Below are 12,807 nucleotides of genomic sequence, written 5' to 3' on the forward strand. Positions count from 1 at the left end.
AATTAAGTGATATGTTTTTATTCATAGCAGGTTTTAGCTGTTTTGCTTATGCCAAACAATGTAAAGGTCTTAACTCTTTCTTGCCTTTTTGATGAATTCCAAAGCTTTCTTGCTCATATCTGCAATCTTCGACCATTCTTTCGCTGCAATCACTTCTTTAGGGAAGAGGTTCGAACCCATGCCTACGGCAGTAACTCCTGCTTCTACCCATTTAGTGAGGTTTTCTTCGGTAGGTTCTACCCCTCCTGTCACCATAACAGAAGACCATGGCATCGGAGCTTTCACGTTTTTAACGAACGAAGGACCTCCCACATTTCCTGCAGGGAACACCTTCACAATTTCCGCACCTAATTCCTGTGCATATCCGACTTCTGATACGGATCCGCATCCGGGTATATAAGCTACCTGACGTCGGTTGCATACTTTAAATATATCGGGGTTGAGAAGAGGTCCCACAACGAAGTTTGCTCCCAGTTGAAGAAACAATGATGCTGTTCCGGCGTCAACTATAGAACCTATTCCGAGGATCATATCAGGACATTCTTTAGCAGCCCATTTGTTTAGCTCACCGAATATTTCGTGAGCAAAATCCCCTCTGTTTGTAAATTCAAATGCACGTACCCCACCTAGGTAACATGCTTTTACCACTTGTTTTGATATTTCCAGATCGCTGTTATAAAATACAGGAACCATTCCTGTTTCTGCGACAGCCTGACAAACTTGTATTCTTGAAAAACGAGCCATAGTTTTTAAATTAAAAATTAAGAATGATGAATGAAAAATTACAATCTGTCCTTTTTGCCATTTATCACTCTTAATTATTCATTATTAATAATTAAAGAGCAAAGGACAAAGGAGAGCAGTACTCTGAAAAAAGCCTGTTCTCCTTGCCATTATTTGTTATGCTGATATCTCATTATGGTTGTTTTCCGATGTATGCAAGTATACCACCATCTACATAAAGTACATGACCGTTTACAAAGTCCGAAGCGTTAGATGCAAGGAATACCGCAGGACCTGCCAGATCTTCGGGATTTCCCCAGCGTGCAGCAGGAGTTTTTGCTATAATGAAAGAATCGAATGGGTGACGTGATCCGTCTGCTTGTTTCTCACGAAGAGGTGCAGTCTGAGGAGTTGCAATGTATCCCGGACCGATACCGTTACATTGAATATTGAATTCTCCGTATTCGGATGCTATATTGCGGGTCAGCATTTTAAGACCACCTTTAGCTGCTGCATAAGCAGATACTGTTTCACGACCAAGTTCACTCATCATAGAGCAGATGTTGATAATCTTACCGGCTCCTTTTTTGATCATGCTTGGAATGACTGCTTTAGAAACGATAAAAGGTGCATTTAAATCTACATCAATTACCTGACGAAATTCTGCTGCAGACATTTCTACCATAGGGATACGTTTGATAATACCTGCATTATTTACAAGGATATCAATTACTCCCACTTCTTTTTCTATTTGAGCAACCATAGCATTTACACCAGCTTCGTCTGTGACGTCGCAAACATATCCATGAGCTTTGATACCTTCTGCTTTATATGCAGCAAGTCCTTTATCTACAAACTCTTGTTTTAAGTCATTGAATACAATTGTTGCTCCGGCATTTGCCAAAGATGACGCAATGGCAAAACCGATTCCGTATGATGCTCCTGTGATAAGAGCTACTTTGCCTTCTAATGAAAACTGATTTTTCATGATTATTATTTTATTGTTATAGTTTATTTAACGAGATACCCTTCCCGATCCATCTCCTTTCATAAGGTTTTCGACCTCAGGAACAGTCACCAGATTAAAGTCACCGTAAATGGTGTGTTTGAGACAAGAAGCAGCAACAGCAAATTCCAACGCCTTCTGATCGTCTGCAGGATAAGAAATCAACCCGTAGATCAAACCTCCCATAAAAGAGTCCCCGCCGCCTACACGGTCAACGATATGAGTAATATCGTAACGTTTTGACTGGTACAATTTATCTGAATATAAACATCCACCCCACGTATTGTGATTGGCATTGATTGATCCACGAAGGGTAATAATTACTTTCTTGGCTCTTGGGAATTTTTTCATCATCTGAGTACAAACCGATTCAAATTCAGCGGCGTTTACTTCACCTCCAGTGTGAGCCACATCGAATCCTTCTGGTTTGATACCGAAGACTTTTTCAGCATCTTCTTCATTTCCAAGAATCACATCACATCCCTCTACCAAAGCGGGCATTACCTGATCTGCAGTTTTCCCGTACTTCCAAAGGTTTTTGCGGTAGTTCAGGTCGGTTGAAACTGTTACCCCCATTTCATTGGCTATTTTGATGGCTTCCAGACAAGCATCTGCTGCCCCTTGCGAAAGAGCAGGCGTAATTCCAGTCCAGTGGAACCATCCGGCATCTTTGAAAACTTCTCTCCAGTTGATCATGCCCGGTTTAATATCAGCAATAGCTGAGTTTGCGCGGTCGTATACAACTTTCGAGGCACGAGCCACAGCACCTGTTTCAAGAAAATAGATACCTACACGGTCTCCACCCCTGAGGATGTTGCTTACCCCTACATTGTATTTGCGCAGGTCAGAGATACACCATTCAGCTATATCGTTTTTAGGCAGGCGTGTAACGAAGTCAGTGGGTATTCCATAGTTTGAAAGAGACACCGCTACGTTTGCTTCACCACCGCCGAAAGTAGCATTAAGATTTGTGGATTGTATAAAACGTTGGTATCCGGGTGTTGCTAGGCGCAACATGATTTCTCCGAAGGTTACTACTTTTTTCATTTATTTTGTTTTCCGTTTTGGGTTAACTTTATAGGTTAAACTTTTATATCGAACAGAAATTCTAAGGCTTTTCGCCTTAGAATTTTATGATAAGAGGTTGCTTTAGTGCATTCGCGAAATTAGTCAGATAAGTCTGAAAATCTGCTTCAGCGGCAAATCCGAATTTAGTCCATCCATAGCCTGTATAGTAAGTGATAGGGCTGTTTGGTTGGTATTTAGCTATGGCAAGTACGTGAGTGTATGTGCCTTTAGTATTATTGACCGGATTTACAACAGAATATGTATCTACAGCAGTACTGTCAAATCCGGCAGGGAATACTAATCCTAAGAATACATTTCCTGCTTTTTCGCTGGGTTCCCGGTATATGAGATAATTCTTTTCGGGAGAGACAATAATCGTATCGTTTTTTTCTCTTTTCGAAAATCCTGCGGCAACATCCATTGATTCGCTAACTCCGTATTCCTGAACTACCTTAGATAGTTGAGATCCCGCATCTATTGAAAATGTGCGGGTTTCTTTGTATGGTTTTCCATTGATCTCGATGTCTTTGTAAGTCAGCTTGAATGTTGTACGCAAAGGCCCGTTTTCCAGAACTTCAGATGTTGCGAAATTTTCGTTCAATACTAACTTTCCATCAACGAAAGGAGCCATAGCACCGGCTCCCAAAGAGCGGCCTACTTTATAATCGTCAAGACCTTCGCCATGATCGTCATGATATGATGCAACTCCGGCAATATCATCTTTGTACCATTGATCTATTTTCAGTGCATTGGTACGTTTATACCAGATATCCAAACCATTACTGGGCCCATCGGTTGCAATCAGAGCAGGACCGTAAATACGGAATGCCACACGGTCATTTTCCCATGCAAAGTCGTCTTTGCGTTCAGTAACAAGTCTTCCGTAAGTTTTGGCTTTATATTCTTCCTTTGCACCTGTTGTTATAGTAAAAGACACAGATTCCTTAGCCTTTACCCCCGATTGGAAAACCAACTTTCCATCGTAAGTAATTTGAGAAGGAATAACCTCTCCTTTGCTGTCTTTTATAATATAAGTTTGGGTAGTATCAGCCAGCTTTACCTGTGCAGTGATGCTTTCGATCGGTATTTCCACTAACTCTTCGGTACGATCAAAATCGCTTGGGTTCTCTACTGTAATCTGCACATCCTTAGTTTGGTGAGAGCAAGAAAAACTAAGAATTCCGGCAAATAGTAAATAAAATATTTTTTTCATGTCTTATGTTTTAAAAGTGATGAAACAAATAGGTTTGCCGTCTTATCTTAATTTGTCAGCAGTGAATGTATCCATATCGTCATAGTCGAGGTTTTCTCCGCACATTGCCCAGATGAATGTATAATTGCTTGTGCCGGAAGCAGAGTGTATAGACCATGAAGGAGATATTACAGCCTGCTCATTGCCCATAAAGATGTGGCGTGTTTCCTGTGGTTGCCCCATAAAGTGGCATACAGATTGCCCTTCTGGAACTTTGAAATAGAAATATGCTTCCATCCGTCGAGAGTGAGTGTGCGGAGGCATTGTATTCCAAACACTGCCTTCTTTCAATTCGGTCATACCCATCTGAAGTTGGCAGCAAGGAACTATTTCACTAAGAATGATCTGATTAAGAAGTCTTTCGTTAGAGGTTGCTTTTACTCCAAGGTCTCTTGTCCGGCGCATTTCCGAAGTGATTTGAGCTGTTGGATATGCTTTGTGTGCCGGAGATGAAGCAAAATAGAATTTGGCGGGTTTTGAGCCGTCGTTGCTTTTGAATGTGACTTCTTTTGATCCGCGTCCAACATAAACGGCATCTTTAAATCCTAGTTTATATTCTGTACCGTCCACAATAACCGAGCCTTCTCCTTCGATACAAATTATACCTAATTCGCGTCTCTCGCAGAAATACTCAGAACGTATAAGATCTACAGTTTCTAACTTTAATGCCTCTTTTACGGGTAGGGCGCCACCTATGATAAGTCGGTCGTTATGTGTATAGGTCATAAGTACCGCATCTGCTTCAAATAATTTTTCTACAAGAAATTCATTACGAAGTTGTGTAGTATCGTAATTCTTTACATCATTTGGGTGTGTGCCCCAACGTTCTTCAATTACAGTTTTCATGTTATATATTATTAAATAGTATTACAAAATTGGCATTTTCAGCCCGTTTCTTACGGGTATCTTTATTTCAAAAGGGTATAATTTTAGGTCAATATCCTAAATTATTGTCTTTTCATAATAATGTTAAAGTTTTTCTTCGAATACAGCATTGTGTTGTCTGTTGGCGCAATAATAATTCATTTTGCATAACGAGTATTGCAAAAATACGTTATTTTAGTGTATTATACTTATCGAAAAGAATATTTAATGTTTTTTACCAACCTTATTTTTTATTAAGAGTTTGTTTAAATTTAAACAGACTCTTGTAACCTGACACAAACCTCTCTATATTAAACAAAGTTATATGAAATAAGAAAAGAGATCTTTACCTTTTTGATTTTAAAACTTCGATATTTGATACACTGCTTTTTTATTGTATCTTCGGATTTCTATATCTGAGGATGCTATTTATAAATGACAGAAGATATCTCCATACATATAAAATACCTGATAGCAAATGAACAGGATTTGTTATGGGGGCTTACTGTAAATACAGTCGGGTTTCAGGATGTCGCTCCTGACTCTAAATATCCGATGGGGGATCATCCGACCCGTTATTTGTTCTCTATAGAGAAAGGGCGGGTTCTGGAAGAATACCAGCTCTTATACATAACACAGGGAGAGGGCAAATTTACATCGACTCATCAGAAGACCATTAGTGTAAGGGAAGGTAATATGTTCTTGCTTTTTCCCGGAGAATGGCACAATTATAGTCCCGATAAGTCTACCGGATGGAATGAGTACTGGATCGGTTTTCAGGGAGTGAATATAGATAACCGGATTCATAACGGGTTCTTCAATAAAAATAAGCCTGTATTTAATGTCGGTATTCGCGAAGAGATAGTTCAGCTTTATAAGCAGGCGATAGATATTGCCCGTGAACAGCGCACCGGGTTTCAGCAGATGTTGGCCGGTATTGTAAATCATCTTCTGGGATATGCATATTCTCATGACAAATATTCTTTGTTCGAAGATCTGAAGGTGACTAACCAGATAAATAAAGCAAAGATTATCATGCTTGAAAATTTTGAAACCTCTATTCTGCCCGAAGAGGTTGCCAATCGGGTGAATATGAGTTACTCGTGGTTTCGCCGTATTTTTAAGCAATATACAGGATTTGCTCCCGCTCAATATATTCTAGAATTAAAAATACAGAAGAGCAAAGAGTTATTGACCAATACAGTGCTTACAAGCCAGGAGATTGCTTTTGCGGTAGGATTCGATAATTCTGATTATTTCTGCAGTACATTTAAACGAAAAACAGGATATACTCCGATCAAATACAGAGAATTTACTCAAGGTAAGAATTTGTAGATAAGCCTTTACTTTACTTTCATCGGAATACCTGAAACCATGAGGTATACTTCGTCCGCTTTTACTGCGATATATTGATTAACCCAACCCTGAAGGTCGGTGAACAATCTCTGTATCTTATTTTCGGAAGTACCTCCAAGCCCTATTTCATTAGTGACAAATATAAAGTATCCATCTTGAAGAATGAATTTATCGAACTCCGATTTGATCTGCTCTAAAGAGAACTTAACATCCGATTCGTTATCAAAAAAGAAATTTGTGCTCCATAGTGTAACACAATCTATAAGTACAACTCTGTTTGCAACAGCCACTTTACTCAGGTATTTTTCTTCTTCTATATTTGTCCATTCGGAACCTCTGTTTGCCTGATGATGTTCTATTCGTTTTCGGTGCTCGTCATCCCAGATACGGGATGTCGCCAGATAAATGGGATTGTCAGATAAAGATAGTGCCAGTTTTTCGGCATAAGAACTCTTACCTGATCGCTGACCTCCGGTTATCAGTATTATTTTTTTACTCATCTGCGGTTGTATCTTTTTTCTTTCGTTTGTACAGAAAATCCTTCCATCGTTCTTCACCTGTACCGTCTCTGAACATTTCGAAACGAGCCATGGTAAAGAATAAGTCTGACAAACGGTTGATAAATTTCAGAATACTTTCGGGAACTTCGTCTTGTTTGTTTAATGTCCACAAACGGCGTTCGCTTCTGCGTGCGATTGTGCGTGCTAATTGTAAATGAGATGAAACCAGATTGCCTCCGGGAAGAATAAAAGACAAGCTTTGCCCCATATTGTCGGTCATACTGTCGATACATTCTTCGCAAAATTTATCGAGATTATCGGGTAGTGGGTTAGGGTTTTTGTCCCTGATAGCGGAAGGAGTCGCTACATGAGACATTACCACCATCAATTCGGATTGGATCCTGAATAATATTTGCTGCCATTCGTGTTCTGCAGGCAAGAATGCCCGTATAACGCCTATCATCGAGTTCAGTTCGTCGATACATCCGTTCGCTTCGATGCGGATATCGTCTTTGTCAACCCGTTGTCCGCCGTGGATTCCGGTTTTACCTTTATCTCCTCCTCTGGTATATATATTCATATTGTTTTTTTGATGGTTTATATAATCGGGAACAGCTGAGTTATACTCAAAAACGTAATAAGTATGACCATTAGTGCTTCTGTCCTTTGATTTGTAACTATGGCAACGAGAGCATCTTCTATTTCTATCGGTCTGTCATTTTCTCCGATATATGGTTTATTAACAAGCTGTCCGAAATAATAGTTCGAACCTCCAAACCTGCAATTGAGTATTCCTGCAAGAGCGGCTTCGGGATAACCCGAATTCGGACTCGCATGCTTCGATCCGTATTTAGAGACGAAAGATACCAATTTAATCTTACCGTTGACTATAATCATAAATAAAGCTGTGAGCCGTGCGGGAATATAATTTGCGATGTCATCGATATGTGCCGCCCAGCATCCGAAGTCTTTATACCGCTCGTTCTTATATCCGATCATTGAGTCCAGCGTGTTTATCATCTTATAGGCTACCATGCCCGGAACTCCTAGTATGAGATACCAAAAGAGAGGAGCTATGACTCCGTCACTCAGGTTTTCTGATAGAGTTTCGAGTGCGGCGGTTTTTATTTGCTGTGGAGACAATTGAGATGTGTCTCTGCCTACTATTCTGGCAACTTGCTTCCGCCCGTCTTCAACAGACCGCTCACAGGCAACAAAAACGGCCTTTACTTCATTTATAAGTGTTTTTCCTGCAAGGCAGAAGAATATAATTATGCCATTGAAAACTATAGCCAATACATTACTTATCGAACTTAACCCCAACTGAATGTATCTCATGATAAAGTAACTTCCGAATATCAGAACGAGCGAAAATACCGCCCCTTTTACTAAACGATAAGTTCCCTTATTCAGTAATTTTTCTCCTTTAGCTATTATTTTTCCGAATAATACTATAGGGTGGGGCAGAGATGGAGGATCTCCCAAGAGACGGTCGGCGATCCATCCTATCAGTAAAGGTAATATCAAAAACGAAGCTTGATCCATTCTTGCAAGGCTTTTATTAATTCTTGATTTTCTTCGGGAGATTGTGTCGCTATTCGGAAATAACGTTCGTCAAGTCCCCTGAAATTTGAGGCGTCCCTGATAAGTACTCCATATCGGTCTATCAGGAATTGTTTCAGTTCCGATGCCTGTCCTTTGTCGAGCCGACACAGGAAGTAGTGCATATCGGACGGATAAATCTCGATGCCGTTTATTCCGGCTATTCTCTTTTGCACTCTTTCAGATTCTGTAATACATTCTCTGAAATCGTATGCTGTATTTTGTAATAAATACTGTCCTGCTAACTGAGCTATTTGATTGACTGACCACGGCATAGAAAAATGTGAGACCTTTTCTGTCAATTTGCTGCATGCCGTGATGTAGCCTAGTCTGAGTCCCGGTATTGCATAACATTTGGTCAATGAATGCAATATAATCACATTCTGATATTTCAGGGCTTCTTTTGCCGACCATACTTTTTTGTCGGTAAACCCTGCATATGATTGATCTATAACAAAGCAAGTCTGTGGATGGTTCGACACGATCTGATCCAGATAATCGGTATCGTATATTTTTCCGGTGGGATTATTCGGATTACACAACCAGACCAGTCCGGTATCTGGTTCTATATTATCAAGCGAATCGATAAAATACAATTGATGCTGTTGTATGCGGCAGGCATCTTCGTATTCGCTGAATGTAGGGATAACAACGGCTGTTTTTGCTCCCCTGTATAATTGGGCTATCAGGTAAATAGCTTCTGTCGCACCATTGGTAATACATATTTCATCTGAGCCGATATTCAGATTTTTACAAATTATACTTTTTAAAGTGTGAGCATCCGGTTCCGGATACGAATGGATAGTCGATATATGGTCGCACAGGTATTTTTCTAAATCGGACGAATCAAATTTATTATAAACATTGGAACTGAAATTGCTGACAATCTTTTTGCCATGAGAATAGATATCGTCTCCGTGTCCGTTAATCATTTTGCTGTTGTTCCATTATTTTATAAACCAGATTCATGTCGACATGCTGTCTTACATGATCGGCCAATTTGTTGTACTGTTCTTCTTTATAGGCTTTGAAATCGAAAGGCTTTTCTGTCAACTTATCAGCGTAAGGTTCCAGTAGAAAGTCAATAAAAGCACCATTGTCCAGTATTCCGTGGATGTATGTGCCGAAACATTTCCGGTTGGCATAATATCCGTCATTTGCACCGTCCGATAAATGGTTGAGCGGCGAGGGTAGGGCATCTCCCATTGGTTGGGTTGTACCCATGTGTATTTCGTATCCTTCGCAAGGGTGTGTCGAATCCAGAAACGTAAAACCTATCTGGCGGGTTACTTTCTCTCCTTGCATTTCGGTTGTAATAGGAAGCAGCCCCAATCCGGGCAAACGCTCTATATCTCCTTCTACATGGTGAGGGTCGCAAACCTCTTGTCCCATCATCTGATAACCTCCGCAGATACCCATAACGGTTGCTCCTTCTTTATGAGCCTTTACAATACTTTGTGCAACACCGTTTCTGCGAAGCTCGTACAGATCCGCAATTGTGTTTTTGCTGCCCGGTATCAGTATGATATCCGCTTTTTCTATTTCATCCGTGTTGTTTGTATAATAAAGATGAACACGCGGATCACGTTCCAGCATATTAAAATCGGTGAAGTTCGAAAGATGTCTGAGTAAGATGACAGCTATATTGACCTTTCCGTGTGTCGCTTGTATATTTTTGGTTTGGAGCATTACCGAATCTTCTTCTTCGATATATATGTCCTTGTAATAAGGAACTACTCCGATAACCGGGATTTTGCAGAGGTCTTCGAGTATTTTTACCCCCGATTCGAACAGCCGGATATCTCCTCTGAATTTGTTGATGAGTATTCCTTTTACATGTTTACGTTCTTCCTCGGTCATGAGCATCACCGAACCGTATACACTGGCAAATACGCCGCCCCGGTCTATATCGGCTACGAGTATAACGTCAGCTTTGGCGTGGATAGCCATAGGCAGATTGACAATATCCGTCTCTCTGAGGTTAATCTCCGAAACACTTCCTGCTCCTTCCATTACAATAGGGTTGAATCGTTTTTCAAGACGGTCAAAAGCATCGTTTACCTCTTTGCGCAACACATCCCGTCCTTCTTTTTTGAAGTACTGGTATGCGCTTTGGTTGCCTAAAGGTTTACCATTGAGAACTACTTGTGCGATTTTGTCGCTTGTCGGCTTCAGTAACAGCGGATTCATATCGGTATGGCAGGGAATACCTGCCGCTTCGGCCTGCACAGCTTGCGCCCGTCCGATTTCGAGCCCGTCGGGAGTGGCAAAAGAATTGAGAGCCATATTTTGAGCCTTAAATGGAGCCGGATGATAACCGTCTTGTAAGAATATCCTGCAGAATGCTGCTGCGATAACGCTTTTACCTACGTCACTGCCGGTTCCGGCGAACATAATCGGATGAAGTTTTCTCATTGATAAAAAAGAATCTATTGTAAGTGCTGTAAAGGTACAAAGATTGTGTGTAATGGGGTAATATTTTTTTTGTTAAACAGAATTTATGGAAATAAGCTATTTTTATACTCTATACAGGAAACAATCTAAAAGTACGGAATATGAAAAGAAAATTATTTGCCTCGATATGCTTATCATTATGCATATTTATCGGTGTTTATGCGAATGAAAAGAAAGTATTCGATTCGGAGTTAAAATCCGCAACTGTCTTCTTTAAGGGAGCAGAACTGAATCACAAAACGTCAGGAAGTCTGGTAAGAGGCGAGAATGAAATTTATATTAATGGATTAAGCCCCAATATAGATCTGAATAGCCTAAAAATGAAGGCTTCGAATGGAATCGTTATTTCGGCTTATGAGTTTTCGGTCAATTATCTCAAAGATATTAAGTCGGTGAACAGAACAGTGAAAGTACTTTTGGATTCGATAGATATCTACCAGCGGAAAAACGAACTTTTAAGTACGGATATCAATGTTACATCTAATCTTATTGCTCTTTTGCAGAAAGGGACTGATAAGAATGTAGCCGGATCGGAAAATGGTTTAGGGATCGATGAACTTATAAAAACAATGGAATATTATAAGACAAAATCGACAGAATTACTTCTTGTTCAGGCAGAGTATAATAAAAAAAAGAAAAAAAATGATGAAGCTTTAACTCGTCTGCGTAATCAGTTAGCTCAGGAAACGACTAACAGTAATAAAAATTCCGGTGTATTGAAAGTTACTCTTTCGGCTCCCGTTGCGTCTATCTGTGATTTTGATATTTCGTATTATACACCGTTGGCTGGTTGGCTTCCGTACTATGATGTAAATGTCTTATCAGTAGATAAACCAATATCCTTGAAGTTTAAATCGAAAGTGAAACAGACTACTGGTTTAGATTGGAATAAAGTGAAACTGACACTGTCTACTGCTACACCCAGCAATGGAAAAGTTGCACCATTATTTAATTCGTGGTTTTTGCAGAATATGCAATTTGCAAGAGCTAGTGGTAGCAGTCGGTTGAGCCAGAATAGTTATTCTTATGATTCTAAAGAAATGTTGGAGGAGGTTGTAGTGGTTGAATCTGTTGCTAAGAAGAACGTTAGTTCAAGACCTCTATATGTTGTCGATGGAAACATTGTGACAGCAGAATATGTAGAGGAATTGGATCCGTCTATGATAAAAGACAGGCAAAAATTATCTGAAGATGTTGCTGCAGGATTGTATGGTAGTAGTGCTGCGAGTGGTGTTGAAGTTATAACTTTGAAAAAAAGTATGGATGATTATATTTCGGTAGCCGATAATGATATGAATATCAATTATGAAATAGATATACCGTATACTATACCCGGAAATGGTAAGGAGCAATCTATAGACCTGCAATCAAAAGAAATAAAAGCGGAATATAAATATTATTGTGCTCCGAAACTGGATACCGAGACATATTTACTGGCGGAAATATCGGATTGGGAGAATCTCAATTTATTAACAGGGAAGGCAAACGTTACTTATGATGGCACTTATGTAGGCGAAACAGTGATTGATGCACATTCGACTCATGCAAAACTATCATTAACACTGGGTACGGATAAGAGAATCAGCGTGAAACGTGAAAAATTGAAGGATTTCAGCAGCACTAAATTTTTAGATAATAATAAGAAACAGGAGTTCAGATACCGTATAGTGGTTAAGAACAATCAATCACGACCGATCAAAATGGTTCTAAAAGATCAATATCCTATTTCTATGCAGAAAAATATAGAAGTGGAACTGTTGATTAAAGAATCAACACCATGGACTGCCAATAAAACGGAGGTAGGTGTAGTGACCTGGGAAGAAGATATTGCAGCAGGACAAACCAAAACATATGAGATCGGTTATACCGTGAAATATCCGAAGGATTTGAATTTGAATCTATAAATCAGATAGATAAAATACAGGGGCTGTCACTCAATGACAGCCCCTGTTTCGTATCAGCTTACCCTATAATATAAGCAC

At 39.8% G+C, this 12,807-nt stretch carries 12 protein-coding genes; 2 read left to right on the forward strand and 10 right to left on the reverse strand.

Annotated features, from left to right (window positions below; translation table 11 throughout):
- Window positions 1–69 precede the first annotated feature (69 nt).
- From K322_RS0105990 to kduI, 5 genes are all read right to left on the reverse strand, one after another.
- Window positions 70–744 (reverse strand): bifunctional 4-hydroxy-2-oxoglutarate aldolase/2-dehydro-3-deoxy-phosphogluconate aldolase, encoded by a 675-nt coding sequence (locus tag K322_RS0105990; protein WP_026626073.1) that lies wholly within the window; start codon window positions 742–744, stop codon window positions 70–72.
- Window positions 745–916: 172 nt separating this feature from the next.
- Window positions 917–1,711, reverse strand: coding sequence for a gluconate 5-dehydrogenase (locus K322_RS0105995; protein WP_026626074.1), 795 nt, complete (start codon window positions 1,709–1,711; stop codon window positions 917–919).
- Between the two features lie 27 nt (window positions 1,712–1,738).
- Window positions 1,739–2,776 (reverse strand): sugar kinase, encoded by a 1,038-nt coding sequence (locus K322_RS0106000; RefSeq protein ID WP_026626075.1) that lies wholly within the window; start codon window positions 2,774–2,776, stop codon window positions 1,739–1,741.
- Between the two features lie 76 nt (window positions 2,777–2,852).
- Window positions 2,853–4,010, reverse strand: a complete 1,158-nt coding sequence (locus K322_RS0106005) for a DUF4861 domain-containing protein (RefSeq protein WP_026626076.1) — start codon at window positions 4,008–4,010, stop codon at window positions 2,853–2,855.
- Window positions 4,011–4,052: 42 nt separating this feature from the next.
- Entirely contained in the window at window positions 4,053–4,895 is an 843-nt protein-coding gene (gene kduI, locus K322_RS0106010; RefSeq protein WP_026626077.1) for a 5-dehydro-4-deoxy-D-glucuronate isomerase, read from the reverse strand.
- A 453-nt stretch (window positions 4,896–5,348) separates the two neighbouring features.
- On the opposite strand from kduI, the gene K322_RS0106015 reads away from it, so the two are divergent.
- On the forward strand, window positions 5,349–6,248 hold the full coding sequence (locus K322_RS0106015; protein ID WP_026626078.1) for an AraC family transcriptional regulator: 900 nt from the start codon (window positions 5,349–5,351) through the stop codon (window positions 6,246–6,248).
- Window positions 6,249–6,256: 8 nt separating this feature from the next.
- Here K322_RS0106015 and cobU read toward each other — a convergent pair whose 3' ends face one another.
- From cobU to K322_RS0106040, 5 genes are read right to left on the reverse strand one after another with little or no spacing between them, the layout of a single operon-like run.
- On the reverse strand, window positions 6,257–6,769 hold the full coding sequence (gene cobU / locus K322_RS0106020) for a bifunctional adenosylcobinamide kinase/adenosylcobinamide-phosphate guanylyltransferase (protein WP_026626079.1): 513 nt from the start codon (window positions 6,767–6,769) through the stop codon (window positions 6,257–6,259).
- Window positions 6,762–7,349: a cob(I)yrinic acid a,c-diamide adenosyltransferase gene (locus K322_RS0106025; RefSeq protein WP_026626080.1), complete on the reverse strand. Its 588-nt coding sequence runs from the start codon at window positions 7,347–7,349 to the stop codon at window positions 6,762–6,764. Before K322_RS0106025 ends, cobU begins: the two co-directional genes overlap by 8 nt.
- Window positions 7,350–7,366: 17 nt before the next feature.
- Window positions 7,367–8,314 (reverse strand): adenosylcobinamide-phosphate synthase CbiB, encoded by a 948-nt coding sequence (gene cbiB / locus K322_RS0106030; RefSeq protein WP_026626081.1) that lies wholly within the window; start codon window positions 8,312–8,314, stop codon window positions 7,367–7,369.
- Complete coding sequence (locus tag K322_RS0106035; RefSeq protein WP_026626082.1) at window positions 8,293–9,303, reverse strand: threonine-phosphate decarboxylase; 1,011 nt, start codon at window positions 9,301–9,303, stop codon at window positions 8,293–8,295. The genes cbiB and K322_RS0106035 overlap by 22 nt, the downstream gene beginning before the upstream one ends.
- Window positions 9,296–10,786, reverse strand: coding sequence for a cobyric acid synthase (locus tag K322_RS0106040; RefSeq protein WP_026626083.1), 1,491 nt, complete (start codon window positions 10,784–10,786; stop codon window positions 9,296–9,298). The genes K322_RS0106035 and K322_RS0106040 overlap by 8 nt, the downstream gene beginning before the upstream one ends.
- 140 nt (window positions 10,787–10,926) lie before the next feature.
- On the opposite strand from K322_RS0106040, the gene K322_RS0106045 reads away from it, so the two are divergent.
- On the forward strand, window positions 10,927–12,729 hold the full coding sequence (locus K322_RS0106045) for a DUF4139 domain-containing protein (RefSeq protein ID WP_026626084.1): 1,803 nt from the start codon (window positions 10,927–10,929) through the stop codon (window positions 12,727–12,729).
- Window positions 12,730–12,807 lie beyond the last annotated feature (78 nt).

Source organism: Indolivaga capnocytophagoides DSM 22835 (assembly GCF_000426485.1).
Lineage (GTDB): Bacteria > Bacteroidota > Bacteroidia > Bacteroidales > Dysgonomonadaceae > Dysgonomonas_A > Dysgonomonas_A capnocytophagoides.

Coding starts and splice junctions, on each gene's coding strand:
- K322_RS0106015 (WP_026626078.1), top strand. CDS start 5,349: ATGACAGAAGATATCTCCATACATATAAAATACCTGATAGCAAATGAA.
- K322_RS0105995 (WP_026626074.1), bottom strand. CDS start 1,711: ATGAAAAATCAGTTTTCATTAGAAGGCAAAGTAGCTCTTATCACAGGA.
- K322_RS0106045 (WP_026626084.1), top strand. CDS start 10,927: ATGAAAAGAAAATTATTTGCCTCGATATGCTTATCATTATGCATATTT.
- K322_RS0106000 (WP_026626075.1), bottom strand. CDS start 2,776: ATGAAAAAAGTAGTAACCTTCGGAGAAATCATGTTGCGCCTAGCAACA.
- cbiB (WP_026626081.1), bottom strand. CDS start 8,314: ATGGATCAAGCTTCGTTTTTGATATTACCTTTACTGATAGGATGGATC.
- K322_RS0106005 (WP_026626076.1), bottom strand. CDS start 4,010: ATGAAAAAAATATTTTATTTACTATTTGCCGGAATTCTTAGTTTTTCT.
- K322_RS0105990 (WP_026626073.1), bottom strand. CDS start 744: ATGGCTCGTTTTTCAAGAATACAAGTTTGTCAGGCTGTCGCAGAAACA.
- kduI (WP_026626077.1), bottom strand. CDS start 4,895: ATGAAAACTGTAATTGAAGAACGTTGGGGCACACACCCAAATGATGTA.
- cobU (WP_026626079.1), bottom strand. CDS start 6,769: ATGAGTAAAAAAATAATACTGATAACCGGAGGTCAGCGATCAGGTAAG.
- K322_RS0106035 (WP_026626082.1), bottom strand. CDS start 9,303: ATGATTAACGGACACGGAGACGATATCTATTCTCATGGCAAAAAGATT.
- K322_RS0106040 (WP_026626083.1), bottom strand. CDS start 10,786: ATGAGAAAACTTCATCCGATTATGTTCGCCGGAACCGGCAGTGACGTA.
- K322_RS0106025 (WP_026626080.1), bottom strand. CDS start 7,349: ATGAATATATATACCAGAGGAGGAGATAAAGGTAAAACCGGAATCCAC.